At 59.8% G+C, this 21,878-nt stretch carries 22 protein-coding genes and 1 pseudogene; 16 read left to right on the plus strand and 7 right to left on the minus strand.

The annotated features are described in order from the left end of the window. The first annotated feature begins 38 nt into the window (after positions 1-38). The gene (locus tag SRB521_RS07285) at positions 39-722 is read left to right on the plus strand and encodes a helix-turn-helix domain-containing protein (RefSeq protein WP_116722673.1); all 684 of its coding nucleotides are present in this window, start codon (positions 39-41) and stop codon (positions 720-722) included. Then, positions 695-1,609 carry an IS3 family transposase gene (locus tag SRB521_RS07290; RefSeq protein ID WP_242976610.1) on the plus strand — a complete coding sequence of 305 codons (915 nt, stop codon included), beginning with the start codon at positions 695-697 and terminating at the stop codon, positions 1,607-1,609. The genes SRB521_RS07285 and SRB521_RS07290 overlap by 28 nt, the downstream gene beginning before the upstream one ends. Positions 1,610-1,686: 77 nt before the next feature. Here SRB521_RS07290 and SRB521_RS07295 read toward each other — a convergent pair whose 3' ends face one another. Further along, positions 1,687-2,874: an FtsW/RodA/SpoVE family cell cycle protein gene (locus tag SRB521_RS07295; RefSeq protein WP_116722455.1), complete on the minus strand. Its 1,188-nt coding sequence runs from the start codon at positions 2,872-2,874 to the stop codon at positions 1,687-1,689. A 138-nt stretch (positions 2,875-3,012) separates the two neighbouring features. Between SRB521_RS07295 and tsaE the strand changes: the two genes are divergently transcribed. The 7 genes and pseudogenes from tsaE (at position 3,013) to SRB521_RS07330 (ending at position 8,877) form a co-directional block, all read left to right on the plus strand. Next, entirely contained in the window at positions 3,013-3,441 is a 429-nt protein-coding gene (gene tsaE / locus SRB521_RS07300; protein ID WP_058117789.1) for a tRNA (adenosine(37)-N6)-threonylcarbamoyltransferase complex ATPase subunit type 1 TsaE, read from the plus strand. Further along, the gene (gene tsaB, locus SRB521_RS07305) at positions 3,438-4,163 is read left to right on the plus strand and encodes a tRNA (adenosine(37)-N6)-threonylcarbamoyltransferase complex dimerization subunit type 1 TsaB (protein ID WP_116722456.1); all 726 of its coding nucleotides are present in this window, start codon (positions 3,438-3,440) and stop codon (positions 4,161-4,163) included. Before tsaE ends, tsaB begins: the two co-directional genes overlap by 4 nt. Then, positions 4,156-4,788, plus strand: coding sequence for a uracil phosphoribosyltransferase (gene upp, locus SRB521_RS07310; protein WP_033118995.1), 633 nt, complete (start codon positions 4,156-4,158; stop codon positions 4,786-4,788). Before tsaB ends, upp begins: the two co-directional genes overlap by 8 nt. Then, entirely contained in the window at positions 4,789-5,346 is a 558-nt protein-coding gene (locus tag SRB521_RS07315) for a GNAT family N-acetyltransferase (RefSeq protein WP_242976594.1), read from the plus strand. It abuts the gene before it with no gap. 199 nt (positions 5,347-5,545) lie between these two features. After that, a pseudogene (gene tnpA / locus SRB521_RS07320) lies at positions 5,546-5,799 on the plus strand (IS200/IS605 family transposase); the annotation flags it as partial. A 596-nt stretch (positions 5,800-6,395) separates the two neighbouring features. Beyond that, a complete protein-coding gene (locus SRB521_RS07325; protein WP_033118998.1) occupies positions 6,396-7,451 on the plus strand; it encodes a D-alanine--D-alanine ligase family protein in 1,056 nt (351 codons plus the stop codon). Positions 7,452-7,482: 31 nt separating this feature from the next. Beyond that, the gene (locus SRB521_RS07330) at positions 7,483-8,877 is read left to right on the plus strand and encodes a UDP-N-acetylmuramoyl-tripeptide--D-alanyl-D-alanine ligase (protein ID WP_075704003.1); all 1,395 of its coding nucleotides are present in this window, start codon (positions 7,483-7,485) and stop codon (positions 8,875-8,877) included. A gap of 1 nt (position 8,878) precedes the next feature. Here SRB521_RS07330 and mtnA read toward each other — a convergent pair whose 3' ends face one another. Next, positions 8,879-9,904, minus strand: a complete 1,026-nt coding sequence (mtnA, locus tag SRB521_RS07335) for an S-methyl-5-thioribose-1-phosphate isomerase (RefSeq protein WP_075704002.1) — start codon at positions 9,902-9,904, stop codon at positions 8,879-8,881. A gap of 63 nt (positions 9,905-9,967) precedes the next feature. On the opposite strand from mtnA, the gene abc-f reads away from it, so the two are divergent. From abc-f to SRB521_RS07370, 7 genes are all read left to right on the plus strand, one after another. Continuing rightward, complete coding sequence (abc-f, locus tag SRB521_RS07340; protein WP_075704001.1) at positions 9,968-11,869, plus strand: ribosomal protection-like ABC-F family protein; 1,902 nt, start codon at positions 9,968-9,970, stop codon at positions 11,867-11,869. Then, positions 11,866-12,666, plus strand: coding sequence for a YdcF family protein (locus tag SRB521_RS07345; RefSeq protein ID WP_242943924.1), 801 nt, complete (start codon positions 11,866-11,868; stop codon positions 12,664-12,666). Before abc-f ends, SRB521_RS07345 begins: the two co-directional genes overlap by 4 nt. A 20-nt stretch (positions 12,667-12,686) precedes the next feature. Beyond that, positions 12,687-13,757, plus strand: coding sequence for a peptide chain release factor 1 (prfA, locus tag SRB521_RS07350; protein WP_371824765.1), 1,071 nt, complete (start codon positions 12,687-12,689; stop codon positions 13,755-13,757). A gap of 38 nt (positions 13,758-13,795) precedes the next feature. After that, complete coding sequence (locus SRB521_RS07355) at positions 13,796-14,065, plus strand: hypothetical protein (RefSeq protein WP_033119002.1); 270 nt, start codon at positions 13,796-13,798, stop codon at positions 14,063-14,065. A gap of 36 nt (positions 14,066-14,101) precedes the next feature. Beyond that, positions 14,102-15,130, plus strand: a complete 1,029-nt coding sequence (locus tag SRB521_RS07360) for an L-threonylcarbamoyladenylate synthase (RefSeq protein WP_075704000.1) — start codon at positions 14,102-14,104, stop codon at positions 15,128-15,130. Positions 15,131-15,230: 100 nt separating this feature from the next. Then, complete coding sequence (gene coaE / locus SRB521_RS07365) at positions 15,231-15,836, plus strand: dephospho-CoA kinase (RefSeq protein WP_058117784.1); 606 nt, start codon at positions 15,231-15,233, stop codon at positions 15,834-15,836. An 11-nt stretch (positions 15,837-15,847) separates the two neighbouring features. Then, positions 15,848-17,260 carry an aminopeptidase gene (locus tag SRB521_RS07370; RefSeq protein WP_058117783.1) on the plus strand — a complete coding sequence of 471 codons (1,413 nt, stop codon included), beginning with the start codon at positions 15,848-15,850 and terminating at the stop codon, positions 17,258-17,260. A gap of 235 nt (positions 17,261-17,495) precedes the next feature. Here the strand turns inward: SRB521_RS07370 and trpA are convergent, their stop codons facing one another. From trpA to trpD, 5 genes are read right to left on the minus strand one after another with little or no spacing between them, the layout of a single operon-like run. Next, on the minus strand, positions 17,496-18,278 hold the full coding sequence (gene trpA / locus SRB521_RS07375; protein ID WP_075703999.1) for a tryptophan synthase subunit alpha: 783 nt from the start codon (positions 18,276-18,278) through the stop codon (positions 17,496-17,498). Next, entirely contained in the window at positions 18,275-19,459 is a 1,185-nt protein-coding gene (gene trpB / locus SRB521_RS07380; protein WP_075705457.1) for a tryptophan synthase subunit beta, read from the minus strand. The genes trpA and trpB overlap by 4 nt, the downstream gene beginning before the upstream one ends. Continuing rightward, positions 19,459-20,070 carry a phosphoribosylanthranilate isomerase gene (locus tag SRB521_RS07385; protein WP_075703998.1) on the minus strand — a complete coding sequence of 204 codons (612 nt, stop codon included), beginning with the start codon at positions 20,068-20,070 and terminating at the stop codon, positions 19,459-19,461. Before SRB521_RS07385 ends, trpB begins: the two co-directional genes overlap by 1 nt. Beyond that, a complete protein-coding gene (gene trpC / locus SRB521_RS07390; RefSeq protein WP_116722457.1) occupies positions 20,067-20,861 on the minus strand; it encodes an indole-3-glycerol phosphate synthase TrpC in 795 nt (264 codons plus the stop codon). Before trpC ends, SRB521_RS07385 begins: the two co-directional genes overlap by 4 nt. A gap of 4 nt (positions 20,862-20,865) precedes the next feature. After that, positions 20,866-21,876, minus strand: coding sequence for an anthranilate phosphoribosyltransferase (gene trpD, locus SRB521_RS07395; protein WP_075703996.1), 1,011 nt, complete (start codon positions 21,874-21,876; stop codon positions 20,866-20,868). Positions 21,877-21,878 lie beyond the last annotated feature (2 nt).

The following is a 21,878-nucleotide window of genomic DNA, read 5'->3' on the forward strand; positions in this document are numbered from 1 at the left end:
AAAAAAATTAAACTGTCGAAACGGAGGGAGCAATTATCATGAGTTTAAAAGGCAAAATACCGCCGGAGGTAAAGATTCAGGCTGTGGAGGACTACCTAGCGATCCGTAAGGGTTCCACACAGATCCGGGAAGAGTTAGGCATACGATTGAGCACTTTCCAGGCATGGCTGCGGAAATATCAGACGGAGGGGCCTGCGGGTCTGCATCCGAAAAAGCATGTTACAAGTTATCCATCCTCACTGAAGCTGGCGGCAGTAGAAGACTACATGGGCGGAGGAGGCTCGCTGGATGCCATGTGCCGCAAATACGGGATTTCCTCCCATGCGGTTTTACAACAATGGATTACGTTGTATAATCAAGGCCATAGAGAGTTCAAGACACGCAGAGCGCGGGAGGAAACAGATATGGCCGAGAAAGAAAAATTATCGCAGGAGCAAAAGCTGCAGGCAGTACTATACTGCTTAGAACATCAACTGGACTACCGGCGGACCAGCGAACAGTACAAGATCACCTATCAGCAGATCTATAGCTGGGTCAAAAAATATCAGGAGCAGGGAGAAGCTGGGTTGCTTGACCGCCGGGGGAGACGCCGCCCTCCTTCCGAATACAGCGAGGAGGAAAAAGCCGCGGCAAAGCTGCGGCAGCTGGAAGCGGAAAACAGAAGGCTTCAAATGGAGAACGATTTCTTAAAAAAATTGAACGAACTGGAGGGGAGGCGGTAAACAGGCTCACACGCCGCAGGAAGGTCTATGAGGCGATCCATACGCTTCGTCAGGAAAAAGGATATGAAATCGCATCGTTATGCGCGTTATCCGGGATTCCCCGCTGTTCTTACTACAAATGGCTTCACCGGGAAGAAAGTGCCTCAGAAAAAGAAAATACCCTCTTGCTGGAAGAAATCATCCGTTTGTACAGCGAAGTAAAAGGCATCTACGGTTATCGCCGTATGACGCTGAATGTGAACAGCCGGCTCAAAAGAAACTACAACCACAAGCGGATTTACCGCCTGATGAAAAGTGTACATATGCAGGCCGTGATACGCCGAAAGAAAAAGCACTATGTCATATTAGAACCGCGTGTTACCGCGGAAAACGTATTGAACAGAGAATTTACGGCAAATGGTCCCAATGAGAAATGGCTGACAGATGTCACAGAATTCAAACTTATCAATGGGAAGAAAGCATACCTGAGTGCGATCCTTGATCTCCATGACAAAAGCATCGTTGCGTATGCACTGGGCCAATCCAACAACAATCAGCTTGTTTTTGACACCTTTGACAGAGCGGTGAGAGCCAACCCCGGCGCCCATCCTCTGTTTCACAGCGACAGGGGCTATCAGTACACCAACCGGCAGTTCAAAGCAAAGCTGGACGGTATCCATGCAACGCAGAGTATGTCCCGGCCCGGCCGCTGCATCGACAACGGCCCTATGGAGGGCTTCTGGGGGATTCTCAAATCTGAAATGTACTACCTCCGGCAATTTCATACCTTCGAGGAATTGAAGAAAGCCATCGACGAATACATAGACTTTTACAATACAAGGCGGCTTCAAGCTAAGTTAAAGGGCCTGGCTCCCCTTGCTTACAGGAACCAGACCCTCGTGGCGTAATTTTTCTTTTTTCATCTGTCTACTTGACAGGGGGCGGTTCAAATGCCGGACCGCCTTTCAACGTATCGTTCGCGTGGCTATAGCTGGCTCCGGTCCCGCAGCCAACTGGGGAGAGAGCGCATCTTGATGCCGGAGACGATGCCCATGCAGGCATAGAGAGTGATGATGGAGGAGCCTCCGGAACTGAAAAAGGGGAGGGTGAGCCCCACCACGGGAAAGACATACAGGCACATGCCGATGTTAATGACCGTCTGAAGGAGGAGCATGGCGGCGTAACCCATGGCGACATAGGCCGCCATGGGACTGTTGGCCCGGCGGGCCACCCACACGCAGCGGAGGATGATGGCGGTGAGGAGCAGGATGACCAGGATGCAGCCCACCATGCCGAACTCCTCTCCGCAGACGGCGAAGATCTCGTCGGTATGCCGGGCGGGGAGCGCCTCTTCCGAAGCGCTCTGGGTTTGCGTGCCCTGCAGATAGCCCTGACCGAAAAGGCCGCCGCTGCCAATGGCCAGGATGCTGCGGGTCTGCTGCCAGCCGCGGCCCTGGGTCTGCTCCACATAGGTGTCCGGGTTGCCGGTGATGTGGTCGATGACTACGGTGAAGCGGCCCTGGATGTAGCCGGGGACATGGGGCCAGACGACGATGACCGCAGCGACTCCGAGCACCAAGGCAAGGAGAAACCACCGCTTTTTGACCCCGGCCGTCCAGGCGATGATGACGAAGAGGCCCAGATAGACCAGGACCATGCCGAAGTCCCCGGAGACCACGGCGATGAGGGCCGCCATAAAGAGGGAGTGCCCGGCCAGCTGCACCACCGAGGTGAAACGGCTGATGCCCCAGTCCTGAAGCTTGCGGCATTGAAAGGCCAACAGCAGGACAAAGAAAATCTTGGCCACCTCAGCCGGCTGGATATTCATGGGAAGGAAGGGAAACGCCAGCCAGCTGTTGTTCCCGGTCTGCTCTTTGCCCACGCCGAAGGGGGTGAGGAGCATGAGAATGATGCATACATTGAAGAAAAGCATCCATTTCCAGCTTCGCTCGGTAAAGAGCTCCACGTCCACAAAGGACATGACGAAATAGACCGCCACACCCAGGACTATGGCGACGAGCTGAATGGGGACGAACCGCGCGCCGGCGGCGCCCATCCAGCGGGTGGCGCTGTAGATGAGCACCACGCCGAACAGCGAGGCCGCCACAATGAGCACAAGGAGAAGCACGTCCGCTTTGCGGAAAAATTCTTTGACGCTATCGGTGAGCCACAAAGGGCCTCACCTCCTTTGCGGAGTGATGGAACATATATTTTACCACTTCGGACGGCTTTCGTAAACAGGTTTTACAGGCGAGGGAATCTGTGTTATAATATTTTGACTTATGTGGTGCGTATAGTGGGGGGAGAGCCGATGGAGTACACAACCAACAGTCCCGAAGAGACCGAGGCGCTGGGCGCGTCCATGGGGGCGCGGCTGAAAGCGGGCACAGTGGTGGCCTTTACCGGGGACCTGGGGGCCGGCAAGACTGCTTTTGTCCGGGGCTTGGCCCGGGGGCTCGGGATAGCGGACCGGGTGACCAGCCCCACCTTTACCATCGTCAATGAGTACGATGGAGGGCGGCTCCCTCTGTTCCACTTCGATATGTACCGCCTGGGCTCCGCCGACGAGCTCTTCGAGATCGGATGGGAGGACTACCTGGGCCGGGGCGGCGTGTGTGCCGTGGAGTGGAGTGAAAATGTGGCCGAGGCTCTGGAAGGGGACTGTGTCCGGGTAGATATCCGCCGGGGCGCCAACGACGGACAGCGGTTCATCACGATGACCGAGGGGGGAGAGAGATGAAGTTTTTGGCTCTGGAGTCCTCCGCTACAGCGGCCTCAGTGGCGGTGTGTGAGGACGAGACGCTCTTGGCCCAATCCTTCCAGCACAGCGGCCTCACGCACAGCCGAACGCTGATGCCCATGTGCCGGGATCTCCTGGAAAACTGCGGGCTGACGCTGGAGGAGATGGAGGTCGTGGCCGTGGCGGCGGGGCCAGGGTCCTTTACAGGACTTCGGATCGGCGTGGCCGCGGCCAAGGGGCTGGCCTGGCCGGGGGACAAGCCCTGCGCGGGCGTCTCCACGCTGGAAGCCATGGCGTGGCCGCTGGCCCATCTGGAGGCGGATCTCTGCGCCGTTATGGATGCCCGGAGGAATCAGGTCTACAATGCCCGCTTTCAGGCCCGCGGCGGTATACTGGAGCGGCTGTGCCCGGACCGGGCCATCCCTGTAGAAGAATTGGCCCTGGAGCTGGAAAACCGCAAAAAACCGCAAATACTGGTTGGAGACGGAGCCGAGCTGTGTTATAATGAACTGACGAAACGAGGGCTCGCGGTGGTGCTTGCTCCGCCGCACCTGCGCCTCCAGAGCGCATGGGGCGTAGCGCGCGGGGCACTGGAGCTGGCCCGGCAGGGGGCGCTGGTCCCGGCGGCGGCCTTGGCGCCCGTCTACCATCGTCTGTCCCAAGCCGAGCGTGAACGGCTTGCCAAAGTTGAAAATAGTAAAGGGGAAGAACAACATGGATGAAATGGTACACATTTTTGACCACCCGCTGATCCAGCACAAGCTGGCCATACTCCGGGATGAAAATACCGGTGTCAAGGAGTTCCGGGAGATCGTCTCCGAAATCGCCACCCTGATGTGCTACGAGGCCACCCGTGACCTGCCCACCCGGGAGGTGGAGATCAAGACTCCCGTGGCCACTGGCACCTTCAAGACCCTGGCGGGCAAAAAGCTGGCCATCGTCCCCATCCTCCGGGCGGGCCTGGGCATGGTGGATGGAATCCTCACACTGATCCCCTCCGCCAAGGTGGGACATATCGGTCTCTATCGCGATCCTCAGACACTGGAGCCTGTGGAGTATTACTGCAAGATGCCCTCCGACATCGCCGAGCGGGACGTCATCGTCCTCGACCCCATGCTGGCCACCGGCGGTTCCGCCTCCGCAGCCATCCAGTTTATCAAGAACTATGAGGTCAAGCACATCAAGCTGATGAACATCATCGCCGCTCCCGAGGGCGTGGAGCGCGTCCGCAAGGACCATCCCGATGTGGCCATCTACTGCGCGGCCCTGGATGAGAAGCTCAACGACCACGGCTATATCGTTCCGGGGCTGGGCGACGCCGGAGACCGTATCTTCGGCACGAAATAAGTGATCGGGCCGGTCTATCATACGGGACGGCTCCTGCTGACCATGACCTCCCCTCAATTGGCGGGGCGTGTCGCGGATTATTACCGCCGGAATCGGACGTTCCTTACCCCGTTTGAACCTATGAGAGAGGATGCGTTTTTCAGTGAAGCCGGACAGCGCCCCCTGCTGCTGGAGGAGCAGAGAGACGTGCTCTCTGACCGGGGCTATCGGTTTTATATTGCCCGCAGGGAGGCGCCGGAAGAGATCATCGGGCTCACCTCGCTGGGACAGATTGTGCGCAGGGCCTTTCAATCCTGTTTTCTGGGCTATAAGCTGGACCAGCGGTTCCTGAGGCGCGGCTATATGACTGAGGCGGTCCGGGAGACTGTGCGCATTGCTTTTGAGGAACTGGACTTGCACCGGATAGAGGCCAATATCATGCCCCGAAATCTGTCCTCTCTTGGTGTAGCCCGAAAGGCAGGCTTTTATGAAGAGGGCTTGGCCCTCAAATATCTGCAAATCAACGGGGTGTGGGAAGACCACATCCATATGGTGATCCGGAGCGATCTGGAAAAGTAAAAGAGTTCCGGCCCGGGGAAGTTCCCAGGGCTGGAACTTTTTTGTATATTAGAAGACCACTGGTCTAAGCCAGTGATTCAAAAGAGCTTGCGGCGATAAGCAAGAGAAAGAAACTCCCTTTACTATACGGAAGAAGCGGTCAGCCAACTGCAACTAAAGATAGCAAAGGGAGGACATTCAGATGTGACTAAATGGCGTCATAGTGTTTGCACCAAAGTATCTCAGGAAAGTATTTTAGCAAAAAAGCGAGAGGCAATAGGAAAAATACTAAGGCAATTATGCGAATGGAAAGGTGTTGGGATAGTGGAAGCAGAGGTATGTGCAGACCATATCCACATGTTGGAGGAAATACCACCGAAGATAGCGGCGTCGGGTTTCATGGGATATCTGAATGGCAAGAGCGGCACAATGTTGTATGGGCAATTCGACGAACTGAAATATAAATACCGCAGTTCCGCATGCGGCACGGAGCAGGATGGTGCCGTCCCCCTGGCCCAGCAGGGCGTAGAGGCCGCAGCGGCCCGCCTGGGTGTAGCCCACGCCCATCTCGTTCAGCCGGTCTTTCACATAGGCCAGGGTATTTGGGCAGGTCCATACCCACCTCTGGAATCTGGTGCAGCATGCGGCGCCAGGCTGCCAGCCGGTCCTGCATGCCCTCAATTTCTCGATAGAGCTGTTCATGCGTGGTTCGGTTCCTCTTTTTTGCAGTTGCCCTCTTACTCCGCAAACGCTGTGCCAGCTTTGGAACAGAAGTGAAAGATATTGAAAAAACAGGGGAAACCGTTCCTTCGACGGGGAAGAGGGGGCAAAAATAGAGCAAGAATTTTTTACAGCAGGGAAAGACCTGGATATGGAGCAAAATATTTTTACAAATTGAGCCGGAAAACACAGGCGCCAGCAGGGAATGGGATACTTGTGGTTTTTTCCTCTGTGTGGTAAAATAATTAATTACGTGAAGACGGTATCCCTTTTGCGGCAAACGGTATGATTCGGGTGACGTGCCGCATATCCTGAAATGAAATCGAGCGTTCCGGTTCGGGAGGAATTTGATGAAGATTGTTGTTTTGGCGGGCGGACTGAGCCCGGAGAGAAATGTATCCCTGTCTTCGGGGGTCATGGTGGCGGAGGCGCTGCGGGGCAGGGGACACAAGGCGGCGCTGGTAGACATGTATTTTGGCCTGGAGGATGACGGGAAGACCCTGGAGGACCGCTTTGACGCCCCTCTTCCCGATGCGGGGAAGCACGTGGACCGGGCCGCCCCTGACCTGGAGGCCGTGAAGGCCTCCCGCAAAGGGAAGGGAAAAAGTCAGTTCGGACCCGGGGTCCTGGAGTTGTGCGCCATGGCCGACATCGTATTTTTGGCCCTCCATGGCCAGTGCGGGGAGGATGGACGGGTCCAGGCCGCCTTTGATCTTATGGGCATCCCATACACCGGCGCGGGGTATCTGGGCAGTGCCCTCGCCATGGACAAAGACCTCACCAAACGGCTCATTGCCGGAGCGGGGGTAGATACCCCCAAGTGGAAGGCGGTGCGGTATACCGAACGGGACGTGGACCGGCTCACCAGCCAGACTCCTGTACCCTGTGTGGTAAAGCCGGTGGACAGCGGCTCTTCCATCGGCGTATCGATCGCCCATGACAAAAAGGAGCTGCGGGCCGCGCTGCTGGACGGCCTGCGGTTTGGCGGACGTAGCGTGTTGGAGCAGTACGTGGCGGGGCGGGAGATCCAGGTGGGCATCCTGGAGGATGAGGCGCTGCCCTCCATTGAGATCATTCCCAAAAGCGGCTTTTATGACTATGAGAACAAGTATCAGCCTGGCGCGGCCGTGGAAGTCTGCCCGGCGGAGATCTCTTCGGAAGCCGAGGCCAAGCTCCGCGCGGCGGCGCTGAAGGTCTACCGTACGCTTGGACTCTCGGTCTACTCCAGAGCCGATTTTATTCTGGATGCGGAGGGGACCCCCTGGTTCCTGGAGATCAACACTCTGCCCGGAATGACGCCCACCAGTCTGCTGCCCCAGGAGGCCGCGGCGGTGGGTGTGGACTACGCCGCGCTGTGCGAGCGCATCCTTCTGGCCTCCCTGGAGGCCAGAAGGGCGGGCCGGTGACCCTGAGAGCAGAAAGAAGGAGAAGTACGCTATGGAGCCCATGACAATACGTGAGATACTGGAAGCTGTAGACGGAAAGCTGCTGGGAGAGTTCAGCGACCTGGACCTCACAGTGAAGCACGTCTTTACCGACAGCCGTAATCCCGATCCGGGCGCGTTGTTCATTCCCCTGGTGGGGGAGCGGTTTGACGGACACGCCTTCCTGAACGAAGCCCTGGAGGGCGGGGCGGCGGGCTGCTTTACCCAGCGGGAGCGGGAGAGCTATCTGCCCGGCAAGTTCTATATCAAAGTGGGCAGTACCCAAAAGGCGCTGCGGGATTTGGCCCGGCATTACAAGCAGAAGTTCCGCATCCCCTTTGTGGCCGTTACGGGCAGCGTGGGCAAGACCACGACCAAGGATATGGTGGCCGCGGTATTGGGGGAGCGGTTCAAGGTCCTCAAGACGGAGGGAAATTTCAATAATGAGGTTGGGCTGCCCCTCACCCTTCTGCGGCTCAACAGCAACCACGAGATCTGCGTGGTCGAGATGGGCATGAATCACTTCGGGGAGATCGAGTATCTCAGCAGCATCGTGGAGCCCGACGTGGCCGTTATCACCAACATCGGGGATTCCCACATTGAGAATCTGGGCTCCCGGGAGAACATTTTGAAGGCAAAATGCGAGATCTTTTCGCACATGGATCCGAAAAAGGGCTATGTGATCCTCAACGGAGACGATCCGCTGCTGGAGCCTCTGCGGGCCTCGCTGCCCTTCCAGAGCGTGCTCGTGGGCACGGCCGAAGGTCTGGATTACCGGGCCACCGGGGTGGAGAGCGACGGAGAGAAAAGCGTCCGCTGTCATGTGCGGACGCCAAGAAGCGGGTTTGACGTGGAGATCCCTGCCCTTGGGAACCATATGCTCTATCCTACGCTCACTGCCGCAGCGGTGGCGGAGCATTTCGGCATGACGGGCGGGGAGATCGCCAGAGGAGTTCTCCGGTTCGCGCCCACCAAAATGCGCATGAATATCCTCAAGCGCGGGGACGAGATCACTATCCTCAATGACGCATATAATGCCAATCCACAGTCCATGCGGGCTGCGGTGGAGGTCCTATCCAAGAGCGGTGGGGACTATAAGATTGCCGTTCTGGGCGATATGTTCGAGTTGGGCCCATTCGCACCCACCCTCCACGCGGGCGTGGGAGCCTACTTGGGCAAGGCCGGGATCGACTGTCTGGTGGCGGTGGGGGAGCTGGCGAGGCACATCTATGACGCGGCCAAGGACGCTATGGTGCCCCAAGTCTACTGGTGCGAGACAAAAGAGGAGGCCAAGCCCATTCTGGCGGAGCTGGTAAAGCCCAACTCCACCATTCTGGTCAAGGCCTCCCGCGGCATGGCATTTGAGGAACTGGTGGATGATTTGAAGCGGATCACGAAAGAGCCGTAAGTCAGCCGAACAGCTCCAGAAGGCGTTCGCCAAAGGGTGGATGGATGACGCCCTTTTCCGTGACGATGCCGGTGAGCAGTTTGTGGGGCGTCACGTCGAAGGCGGGGTTACAGACACGGATCCCCTCCGGCGCGGTTTGGACGCCGGCGAAGTGGGTGACCTCCGCCGGGTCCCGCTCCTCGATGACGATATGTTTCCCATCCGGAATGGACATATCGATGGTGGAGGAGGGGAGCACGGTATAGAAGGGGATGCCGTGGTAGGCGGCCAGGACCGCCACGCCGTAGGTGCCGATCTTGTTGGCAAAGTCGCCGTTGCGCGCCATGCGGTCGCAGCCCAGAAAGACCATGTCGATCTTGCCCTGGGCCATGAGCGAGGCCGCCATGCTGTCTGTGATCAGTGTGGCGGGGATTCCATCCCTCATCAGCTCCCAGGCGGTGAGGCGAGCGCCTTGGAGGAGCGGACGGGTCTCATCACAGTAGACCATCTCCACCCCGCCGGCGGCGTGGGCGGCCCGGACCACGCCCAAAGCGGTACCGAAGCCGCCCGTGGCAATGGCCCCGGCGTTGCAGTGGGTAAGAATGCGGGCTCCCTCCGGCACCAGCTCCGCTCCATATTTGCCGATCTTTCGGTTCATGGAGATATCCTCACGGTGGATGGCCTCCGCTTCCCGGACCAGCGCAGGGATGGCCTCCGGCCCGCCGCCGCCGGCGGACAGGGCCAGCGTCATCCGGTCCAGGGCCCAGAAGAGGTTGACGGCGGTGGGTCTGCTGGCAGCCAGCTCCTTGGCGGCGCGGGCCATGCCGGCGCGGAACTGGGCGGTATCCTGACATTGGAGCTCCATGGCGGCCAGACAAACGGCATAGGCCGCCGCGATCCCGATGGCGGGGGCGCCGCGGACCACCAGACGGCGGATGGCGTCGGCCACCTTCCGATAATCGGTGTAGTCCTCCCAGACCTCCTCCACGGGAAGCTTGGTCTGATCAAGCAGTGCAAGGGAATCTCCCTGCCAGCGAATGGCATTCATTACAATGGCCTCCTCTTTTTTATTCAGTAATATCATACCACATTGTGCAGCGGGAGTAAACGAATGATAGACATATCCGTGTCAAACGTCAGTAAAGAGTTTGAGGTGGGCAACCGGATCCTGGACGGACTAACCTTTCAGGTGGACACCGGGGAGCGGGTCGGCCTGCTGGGAAAAAACGGAGCGGGCAAGACCACGCTGTTCCGTATCCTCACCGGGGAACTGGAGCCGGACGAGGGGCAGGTGTCCACGGCCTCCGGGAAGCGGGTGGGCCTCATCTCCCAGATACCGGTATATCCTGTGGGATATACGGTGGATCGGGTGCTCCGCACCGCCTTTGACCGGCTGAAGGAGCTGGAGCGGGAGATGACCTTCCTTGCAGGGCGTATGGAGCAGGAGGAGGATGAGACCGCGCTCCTCAAACGGTATGACGCCCTTGCGGCCGCCTTCGAGTCCGGCGGCGGGTACGACACCGAGACCGCCCTCAATAAGGTCTGCAACGGCCTGGATATTCCGGGAGAAATGCGGGAGCGGCAGTTTTCCGACCTCTCCGGCGGGGAAAAGACCCGTGTGAACCTGGGCCGTCTTATTCTGGAGGACACCGACGTGCTCCTGTTGGACGAGCCCACCAACCATCTGGATCTCCGGGCCACGGAATGGCTGGAGGAGTATCTGGCCCGGTTCAAAGGCACCGTTCTCACCATCTCTCACGACCGGTACTTCCTGGACAAGGTGGTCAATCGGGTCATTGAGCTGGAAAACGGCAAGGCGGAGTTTTATGCCGGAAATTACAGCTTTTACGTAGAGGAAAAGGAGCGCCGTTACGAGGAAAAGCTGAAGCAGTATGAAAAGGAGCAGGCCAAGATCGAGCAGCTCCAGGCCGCGGCGGACAAGCTCCACCTGTGGGCTTTCATGGGCAACGATAAGCTTCACAAGCGGGCCTTTTCCATGGAAAAGCGCATTGAGCGCCTGCGCAAGACGGGCAAGCCCAAAAAGGACCGGAAACTGGAGATCAGATTCGGCGAACGGGAGTTCCGCGGAGACGAGGTCATGGTAATCAAGGACCTGAAAAAGTCCTTTGGAGCACGCACTCTTTTCGATCACGTAGACCTGGAGGTGGAAGGCGGCGAGCGCATTGCCCTGCTGGGGGACAACGGCACGGGTAAGTCCACCCTCATCAAACTGATCTTGGGGGAAGAGGAGCCGGACAGCGGCAAGATCCGCCTGGGGCCCACTGTGCGCCTCGGCTATCTGCCCCAGATCATTCACTTCTCCCACCCGGAGCGGAATCTGGTGGACACCATGCTCTACGACCAGAACTGCTCGACCCAGGAAGCGCGGGACCGGCTGGCGGCCTTCAATTTCCGGGGGGAGGATGTGTTCAAAAGCGTCTCCACGCTCTCCGGAGGGGAGCAGTCCCGACTTCGGCTGTGTATGCTGATGGACGCCAAGATTAACCTACTCATCCTGGACGAGCCCACCAATCATTTGGATTTGTCCTCCCGGGAATGGATCGAGGAAGCGGTGGCGGATTACACGGGAAATCTGCTCTTTGTCTCACACGACCGGTATTTTATCCGTCAGTTCGCAACCCGGATCTGGATGCTGGAGGATGGGCGAATCACCGACTTTGACGGGACCTTTGAGGAGTACCGGGCCTGGAAGGAGAAAAAGCTGGCCGTTTCTCCGCCCAAGAAGGAGGAGGCGGAGCCGAAAAAAGAAAGACCCCGGCGCACCGGCGGCACAAAGCTGCTGGAAAAGGAGGTGGCTGCCGTCGAGCGGGAGGTCGCCCGAGCGGAGGAGCGGATGTACGATCTTACGAGGGAGATCGAGGATGCCGCCAGTGACTATCTGAAGCTTACCGAGCTCTACGAGCAGCGGGAAGCGCTGGAAGAGGAGATCGCCCATCTCTACGCCACTTGGGAACGGCTGAGCGCTGAGCTGGAGGAGGTAAAGGCGGAGTGAGAGGAAAGCCGTACCGCCCCTATCAGGGCAGGCGCTGGGGGGAGATGCTGCTCTGGGCGGGCGTCCTGGTGCTGGCGGCCTCCGCCGTGACGTTCCTGGCGGCCCCCTTTAGCATTCGGAAGTTTGCCGCCTTCCCGGCCCTGAGCGGGCTCTTTCTGATCCTCTTCGCGCTGACGGCACGCTGCCCCGCCGGGAGGGGCCGGACGCTGCGGCGGGCGCTGACCATTCTGTTGTGTCTCGGTGTGGCCGTCTTCGGGGTGCTGGAAGGAGTGATTCTGGCCGGCGCGCGCACGGAGATAAAGGGAGAGCCGCGCGTGATGGTCATTTTGGGCTGTCAGGTGCAGTCCTGGGGCCCCTCTGTTCTGCTCCGGGACCGCCTGGATACCGCACTAGCATATCTGGACGAGTACCCGGAACTGCCCGTAGTCGTGACCGGCGGACAGGGACCCGACGAGCCCACCACCGAGGCCGCCGCCATGCGGGACTATCTGGTGGAGCACGGGGTGGAGGAGAGCCGTATCCTGCTGGAGGAGGCATCTCATAACACCTGGCAGAACATCAATAATACCTTTGCCCTCCTGAAGGAGAAGGGCTATGGAGAGCGGATGGGACAGGTCTTGGTGGTGACAAACGGGTTCCATCTGGCCCGGGTCCGTATTCTGTGGGCCCGGGTCTGGGAGGGGACCTACACCCTCTCTACGCTGGCCGCGCCGGAAAGCCATATGGGCGCGCGGGTACAGAGCTATCTGAGGGAAGCTCCCGCACTGGTGAAATCCTGGCTCCTGGACCGCAATTAAAATTGATTTGAGGATATCGTATGCTGGAAGAGAAACTCAGAGCGTTGGAAAATCAATATGCCGAACTGGAGGCCCGCCTGGCGGCGCCCGAGACCTACGCCGACCCGGCACGGGTGGCACAGCTCAACCGGGAGCAGCGGGAGCTGGAGCCGGTGGTAACGGCCTACCGGGCCTATGAAAGGCGCAAGCGGGACCTTGCCGACGCGGAAGCCCTCCTCTCCGATCCGGATATGAAGGAGCTGGCCCAGGAGGAGTACACCGAGGCCAAGGCTGACGTGGCCCGTCTGGAGGAGGAGATCCGGGTCCTGCTGCTGCCCAGGGATCCCAACGACGGGAAAAACGTCATCGTAGAGATTCGGGCTGGCGTGGGCGGCGAGGAGGCGGCGCTGTTTGCAAATTCCCTCTACCGTATGTATGCCATGTACGCCGAGGCTCGGCGCTGGAATGTGGAGGTCACCAGTCTCAGTGACACCGAGCTGGGCGGGATCAAGGAGATCTGCTTTACCATTGACGGAGAAGGGGCTTACAGCCGCCTGAAATTTGAGAGCGGTGTCCACCGGGTACAGCGGGTGCCGGAGACCGAGTCCGGCGGACGCATCCACACCTCCACCGTCACGGTGGCGGTGCTGCCCGAGGTGGACGAGGTGGACTTTGCCCTCAACCCCGCCGATATTGAGATGCAGGTCTTCCGGGCGTCCGGCGCGGGGGGGCAGCATGTGAACAAGACCTCCTCCGCCGTGCGGCTCATCCACAGACCCACCGGCACGGTGGTGGAGTGCCAGCAGGAGCGCAGCCAGTTCCAAAACAGGGACAAAGCCATGCAGCTGCTTCGATCCCGGCTCTACGAGGAGAAGGTGCGGGAACAGGAGGAGGCCCTTACGGCGGAGCGCCGCAGCCAGGTGGGTACAGGGATGCGCAACGAGCGCATCCGCACCTACAATTTCCCCCAGGGACGGGTTACCGATCACCGCATCGGCCTCACGCTGTACAAGATAGACGCGATCATGAACGGAGATCTGGACGAGGTCATCGACGCGCTGGTCACCGCCGACCAGGCGGAACGGATGAAGCGGGGCGAGGGCGGGGAATAAAGGCCGCCGCGCCATCAAACGAAAAAGGAGAAATCACCGTGGAATTGTGCATCCATTTCAATACCCTGCCGGAGGGGATGAGCCTGGACGATGTGAAATCCGATCTGGCTGTCCTCCTGGAGGAGGACGGCTGGCTCACGGGCTCTGCCCAGAGTCCGGCGGGGGGGTACATCGAGCTGGAACTGGAGGACGAAAAGGCCAACCCCAAGTACGGCATCCTCACCGTTAAGGGCTACCTGCAAAAAGCCAAATTTGCCCCGGAGACCACCATTGAACTGGCGGGCGTACCGGTGGGCATCTACGAATAAGCAGCGCTTCCCGGCGCTGGAATCAGGTGAAGCGATTTGAACACAAGACGTTTTGGTCCGGATGACGTCGTTCCGGCGGCGGAGATCATCCGGAGAGGCGGTCTGCTGGGTATCCCCACGGAGACCGTCTATGGCCTGGGGGCCAACGGACTGGACCCAGAGGCAGTGGCGAATATTTTCGCGGCCAAGGGCCGGCCCCAGGACAACCCTCTCATTCTCCATATACCTTCGTCTGCGTGGCTGGAGCGGTACTGCCGGAATATCCCGGATGCGGCCTATGCCCTCGCAGACCGCTTCTGGCCCGGGCCGCTCACTATGATTCTGGAGCGCGGAGACATGGTGCCCGATGTGGTGACTGCGGGCTTGGACACGGTGGGGATGCGCTGTCCGGCCCATCCGGTATGCAGAGCCATTCTCACTGCGGCGGATCTGCCGGTAGCGGCCCCGTCCGGGAATACCTCCGGGCGGCCCAGCCCTACCACCGCTCAGCACATGCTGGAGGATATGGATGGGAAGATAGACGGCATTGTGGACGGCGGCCCCTGCACTGTGGGGGTGGAGTCCACCATTATCGATCTCACTGTGATGCCCCCGCGCCTTCTGCGCCCCGGCGGGGTGACATTGGAGGATCTCCGGGAGACCTTGGGCGAAGTAGCGGTGGACCAGGCGGTACGCCGCCTGATGGGGGAGGGAGAGCACCCCCGGGCCCCGGGTATGAAGTATCGGCATTACGCCCCCAAGGCCCCGGTGACCGTGGTCAGAGGAGATCCGGCGCGGGGGGCGGATTATATCCGGACCCATCTGGAAGAGGGGGACGGTGTGGTCTGCTTCGACGAGTTTGCCGGGCAGTATCCCGACCATGTGGTGGAGCGGCTGGGGCCCGCCAGAGACAAGGCGGCCCAAGCGCGCCATGTTTTTGATGCCCTCCGCGCCTTCGATGATACCGACGTGAGCGCCATTTGGGCCCAGTGCCCTGATGATGCCGGTATCGGCCTGGCGGTGGCAAACCGCCTGAGTAAGGCGGCGGGGTTCCATATTATCAATGTGGACGAAATGGGGAGATAGCGAGGGTGCAAAAGACAAAGAATTGCCGGATCCGCCGTAGACGCGGACGATGCAGTAGTGTTATGATAAAAGGGAATCCCGCAGCAAAGGAGGAGCGACGGTGAAAACCATCGGCATCACCGGCCCTACGGGGGCGGGAAAGACCACCGCGCTGTATGCGCTCACCGACTTGGGAGCCCATATTGTGGATGCAGATGCGGTCTACCATGGGCTTCTGGCAAACAGCATCTCCCTGCGGGAGGCGCTGACCGCGCGCTTTGGCGAGCATATTTGCGGCGAAGGGGGCACAATAGACCGTAAGAGGCTTGGAAATCTGGTCTTCAACGATCCGGAGGCGCTTGCGGATCTCAACACGATCACCCACCGCTTTGTGGGCGCAGAGATCGACCGCCAGCTCCGCGAGGCGGAGGCCAGCGGGCTGCCCGCCGCCGCCATTGACGCCATCGCGCTCATTGAGAGCGGCTTGGGCCAGCGGTGCGACGCGGTAGTAGGGGTGCTGGCACCGGCGGAGCTGCGGGTCCGGCGCATCATGGACCGGGAGGGCATCCCGGAGGACTATGCCCGCAAACGGGTAAGCGCGCAGAAGGGGGAGGATTTTTTTCGCTCTCACTGCGACTATATCCTGGAAAATGACGAGGGCGACACGCCAGAGACCTTCAGGCTACGTGCCCGCGCCCTTTTTGCCGGTTTATTGAATGCAAAATAGGAGGGAATCCCATGGAAGAAAAGCAGAAGACTACGGGAGAGAAGCGCCGTGAGGCGCTCCTCTATCAACAGAAGAATGGCTATGACTGCCTGAGCCCGGCCGACGAGTCCGCCATGAGGGCCTATTCAGAGGACTACAAGAAGTTCCTGGACAGCAGCATGACGGAGCGGGAGGCGGTGGATACCGCCATTTCCCTGGCCGAGGCCCGGGGATTCAAGCCTCTGGTCCGCGGCATGGAGCTCAGACCTGGAGACAAGGTCTACCGCTCCAACCGGGGCAAGGCCGTTATGCTGGCTGTGGTGGGCAGCCAGCCTCTGGACCAGGGCGCCAAGATCGGCGCTGCCCACATCGACTCTCCCCGGTTGGACCTGAAGCCCAGCCCCCTCTATGAGGATGCGGAGTTGGCCTTCCTCAAGACGCATTACTATGGAGGCATCCGCAAGTACCAGTGGGTCACCATACCTCTGGAGCTCCACGGCGTTGTGGCCCTCAAAGACGGTTCCGTCGTTAAGGTGGCCATCGGCTCCGCCGCCGGGGACCCGCTCTTTACCATTGACGATCTGCTGCCCCACCTGGGCGCGGAGCAGAGCAAGAAACCCTTGGGTGAGGCCATTCCCGGCGAGAATCTGAACATTCTGGTGGGTAGCCGCCCCTTCCAGGATGACGAGGGAGATCAGCGGGTAAAGTTGGCGATCATGGACATCCTTAATCAGAAATACGGCATTGTGGAAGAGGACTTCATTTCCGCCGAGCTGTCCGTCGTGCCCGCCTTCCACGCCTCGGACATCGGCTTTGACCGCTCTCTCATCGGCGCTTATGGCCATGATGACCGGGTGTGCGCCTATGCCGCTCTGGCTGCGCTGCTGGATCTGGAGGAGACGCCGGCCAGGACCGCCGTATGCATGCTGGCAGACAAGGAAGAGATCGGATCAGAGGGCGTCACGGGGATGCAGTCTGCGGCCTTTGACACCTTTATGTCCGACCTGTGCGACGCGCAAAAGGTGTCCCTGAAAGCCTGTTATGAGAAGTCCTTCTGCCTCTCTACCGACGTGACCGCAGCCTATGACCCCAACTTCCCGGAGGTCTATGAGAAGCGCAACAGCGCCCGGATCAATTACGGCATCGGTTTTTGCAAATATACCGGGGCCAGGGGCAAATCCGGCTCTTCTGACGCCTCCGCCGAAGTGGTGGCCATGGTCCGGCGGATCATGGATGATGCCGGTGTGATCTGGCAGATGGCCGAGCTGGGCAAGGTGGATGCCGGCGGCGGCGGTACGGTGGCCTGTTATATGGCCAATCGGGACATTGACACCCTGGATGCCGGCGTACCGGTGCTGTCCATGCACGCCCCCTTTGAGACCGTGTCCAAGCTGGACTGCTATATGACCTATAAGGGTATCAAGGCGGTCTATCTCTCCAAATAACCGCAGAGCACGGGCCCCGGATAATTCATCCGGGGCCCGTGCTTGATTCTTACCCCCTTGGCCTTGATGGGGAACGCCGCTCGGCCAAGTCCGCCGGGCGTTCGGGGAATGCCTGGATCTTTCATAGCCCATTCCTCCGATCAATCTGGACATACTGTTGGGGAGCTGCGGATCCGGAGTTGGAGACGGTGGACCCTGCAAATTCACCGATTCGGGCTCCAATACTGTCGCCCGCTCAGAGGGACGATGTGACAGCGGCCTTCATTGCAGAAGTATATTCCCGGATATAGGGGACAGCCGCACGGCCATACTGTGCCACCAGTTTGACAATGGCGCTGCCGACAATGGCTCCATCGGAGAGCAAGGCCATTTTTTGTGCCTGCTCCGGAGTGGAAATACCAAAGCCCACAGCGCATGGAATGTCTGGGTTGGACGCTTTTACCAGGCGTACCATGGCGCCGATATCCGTGGTGATCTGGCTGCGCACCCCGGTCACACCCAGGGAGGACACGCAGTATACGAAGCCCTCCGCCGCTTTGGCGATCTCGGCGACACGTCCCTCCGAGGTTGGGGCGATGAGGGAAATGAGTTCCAGACCGTGCCTGCGGCAGGCAGGGCCAAACTCATCCTTCTCTTCAAAGGGAACATCCGGCAGGATCAGGCCGGCAATACCTGCCTGGGCTGCCGCGGAGAGGAACCGTTCTGTCCCGTAGGAAAAGACGACGTTGGCGTAGGTCATGAAGACCAGCGGGACGGAGATCTCGCTTCGCAGCTTCCGGGCCATTTCCAATATTTTGTCGGTTGTAACGCCGCCGGAGAGCGCCCGGATATTGGCCTGCTGGATGACCGGCCCCTCTGCAGTAGGGTCGGAGAAGGGAATACCGAGTTCGATGAGGTCGGCGCCCGCTTCTGCCATGACGCGCACCAGGGCTTCCGTGGTCTCTAGGTCCGGGTCGCCGCAGGTGAGGAAGGGGATAAATGCCTTTCCGTCTGCAAAGGCAGCCTTGATTTTGCTCATTCGGAAATCTCCTCCCCTCTGTACCGGGCGATGGACGCGCAGTCCTTGTCTCCGCGTCCGGAAATATTGATGACGATGATTTGATCTCTGCCCATAGAAGGAGCCAGCTTCCTGGCATAGGCCACCGCATGGGCGGACTCAATGGCGGGTATGATGCCCTCCAGGCGTGAGAGGTATTCAAAAGCATCCACGGCCTCGTTATCGGTGATGGGCACGTATTCCGCACGGCCGGTGTCGTGGAGCCAGGCGTGCTCCGGCCCGACGCCGGGATAATCCAGGCCAGCGGAGATAGAGTAGACCGGTGCGATCTGTCCATAGGCATCCTGGCAGAAGTAGGATTTCATACCGTGGAAGATGCCCAGCCGCCCCGTGGCGATGGTGGCGGCGGTATCCGGCGTATCCACGCCCCGCCCGGCGGCCTCGCAGCCAATGAGCCGGACCGAGGCGTCGCCGATGAAGTGGTAGAAGGCCCCGATGGCGTTGGAACCTCCGCCCACACAGGCGATGACGGCATCGGGGAGCTTCCCCTCCTTTTCCAGAAGCTGCTGCTTGATTTCCCTGGAGATGACAGACTGAAAATCACGCACTATGGTGGGGAAGGGGTGGGGCCCCATCACGGAGCCCAGGCAGTAGTGGGTATCGCTGATGCGTCCGGTCCACTCCCGCATGGCCTCGGAGACCGCATCCTTCAGGGTGGCGGTTCCGGTGGAGACAGGGACCACCTCTGCGCCCAACAGTCGCATCTTATAGACATTGAGCGCCTGGCGTTTTGTGTCCTCCTCACCCATAAATACCACACATTCCATCCCCAGAAGCGCGGCGGCGGTGGCGGTGGCCACACCGTGTTGCCCCGCGCCCGTCTCGGCGATCAGCCGGGCCTTCCCCATTCTCTGGGCCAGAAGCGCCTGTCCCAGCACATTGTTGATCTTGTGGGCTCCGGTGTGGTTCAGGTCCTCGCGCTTGAGATAGATTTTGGCGCCCCCCAGGTCCGCCGTCATGCGTTTGGCAAAGTACAGACGGGAGGGCCGCCCGGCGTATTCGCAGAACAGTTCGGAGAGGTCCCGGTTAAAGTCCGGGTCCTCCCTGTAGCGACGGTAGGCCTCCTCCAGCTCAATGACGGCATTCATCAGCGTTTCGGGCAGATACTGCCCGCCGTGGATGCCGAAGCGTCCTTTTGACATCATGTTTCGTTCCTCCTTGCGGCGCTGACCGCCGCCAGTATCTTGCCCCGGTCCTTCTGGCCACCGATCTCCACGCCGCTGGAGATATCCACCCCGTAAGGGTGAAGGGCGGCGACGGCCTCCGGGATATTGTCCGGTGCCAGGCCACCCGCCAGCAGAAAGGGGCGATTTACCCCGCCGGCCAGCGACCAGTCGAAGGTCCTGCCGGTGCCATAGCCGTTGTCCAACAGCACCAGATCCGCAGAAGAGGCATTGGCGGCGTCCAAATCATCCAGGGAACGTATTTTGAAGGCTTTCCAGACCGCGTGGCCGGGAGAACTGGCCCGCAGGGCGGCGATGTAAGCGGCGTCTTCGTGCCCATGAAGCTGGGCAATGGAGATCGTTCCGTCGTTCAATAGGGCGCACACCTGCTCCACAGGCTGGTCCACGAAGACTCCAACCGGAATGATCCCCGGCGCGAGGCATGCCCGCAGGGACCGGACCTCATGGGGCGACATATTTCGATGGCTTTTGGGAAAGCCGATGATAAAACCGCACCAGTCCGGACGCGCATCATTGACGAATTGGATGTCGCAGGGGCGGTATAGGCCGCAGATTTTGATTTTTGTCATTTCGCCGCCTCCTTCATGGCCGCAAGCATGGATTCTTTGTCCGGAGAACGCATCAGCGCCTCGCCAATCAGAACTGCGTCGGCGCCAATGGCCCGCAGTGAGGCGACGTCCTCCGGGCTGGTGACGCCGCTTTCGGCTACGTAGACGACCTCCGCCGGGATCAGATCCCGCAGACGGGCGGCATTGGCGAAGTCCACGGTAAAGTCCTTCAAATTGCGATTGTTGACGCCGATGATCTCGGCTCCGGCGGAAACGGCGGAGCCAACCTCCTCCGCGTTGTGGGCTTCCACCAGAGCGGTAAGCCCCAGCATTCCGCATCGCTCCAGGTATCGGGCGATGGTGCGGGTATCCAGCAGCGCGCAGATCAGCAGCACCCCGTCCGCCCCTATCGCTTTGGCCTGATAGAGCTGATATTCCTCTATAGTAAAGTCCTTGCGGAGCATGGGAAGGGAGACGGAACACCGGATCTCCTGGAAGATCTGATCCGAGCCCAGAAACCATCTGGGTTCTGTCAGGCAGGAGATGCAGTCGGCGCCGGCCTTTTCGTAGTCCCGGGCAATCTCCAGATAGGGAAAATCCGGGTCAATGACTCCCTTGGAGGGGGAGGCTTTTTTGACCTCGCAGATAAAGCTCATAGCTGGCTTTCGCAGGGCCTCCAGAAATCTGTGTCCCTGGGCGGGGCCTCTCAACTCACACATATGTGCAAGCGCGGCAAGAGGCAGCTCCGCCTGCTCCGCCGCCACCCGGCGTCTGGTATGGGCGGCAATGGTCTCTAAAATCGTCTCGGACATCCTGTCACCCCCGGGTCAGGCGGATGATCTCTTCCAGCTTCAACTTGGCTGCGCCGGAGTCGATGAGGGTCTCCGCCAGTTTTACCCCCTCCGTCACGGTGTCCGCCTTGCCGCCAATGTACAGGGCAGCGCCTGCGTTGAGGCACACAGCCTGGCGCTTGGCACCACGGTCGGTGCCATCCAAAATGGAGCGGGTGATGGCAGCGTTTTCTGCCGGTGATCCGCCGGTCAGCGCATCCTTTCCGCACCGGGCATAGCCGAACTGCTCGGGGCTCAGCTCATAGGACTGGAACCAACCGTCTTTGATCTCGCACACGGAGGTGGTCGCGCTCATGGAGATCTCGTCCAGCTTATCCTGACCGTACACGACCATACCGCGGGTAACCCCGAGCTTACTCATGACCTGGGCCAGTGGCTCCACAAGGGCCTCGTCATATACGCCCATCAGTTCCCGGTTGGCGCCGGCCGGGTTGGACAGGGGGCCCAGAATATTGAATACCGTACGGATGCCCAGCTCTTTGCGTACTGGGGCCACATACTTCATGGAGATATGGTAGTTCTGTGCGAACAGGAAACAGAAGTTCTGTTCGGCCAGGAGCCGGGCGCTGTGCTCCGGCGCCAGTGTGATGTCAACGCCAAGGGACTCCAGCACATCGGCGGCACCGCATTTGGAAGAAGCGGCGCGATTTCCGTGCTTGGCCACCGGCACGCCTCCGGCGGCGATAACGAAAGCAGAGGTGGTAGAGATGTTGAACGAATTGGCCCCATCACCTCCGGTCCCCACGATCTCGAGCGCGTCCACGTCGTGGAGTAGACGCACACAGTGGGCCCGCATCCCGGCGGCACAGGCAGTGATCTCGTCGATGGTCTCTCCCTTGATGGCCAGAGCGGTCAGAAAGGAGGCCATCTGGATCTGGCTGGCCTGGCCGCTCATGATCTCATCCATGACGGCGGCGGCGGTATCATAGGAAAGGTCCTGCCTGGCGGCAAGCTGTATAATGGCTTCTCTGATCATGG

This window comes from Intestinimonas butyriciproducens (assembly GCF_004154955.1).
In the GTDB taxonomy this organism is placed as follows: domain Bacteria; phylum Bacillota; class Clostridia; order Oscillospirales; family Oscillospiraceae; genus Intestinimonas; species Intestinimonas butyriciproducens.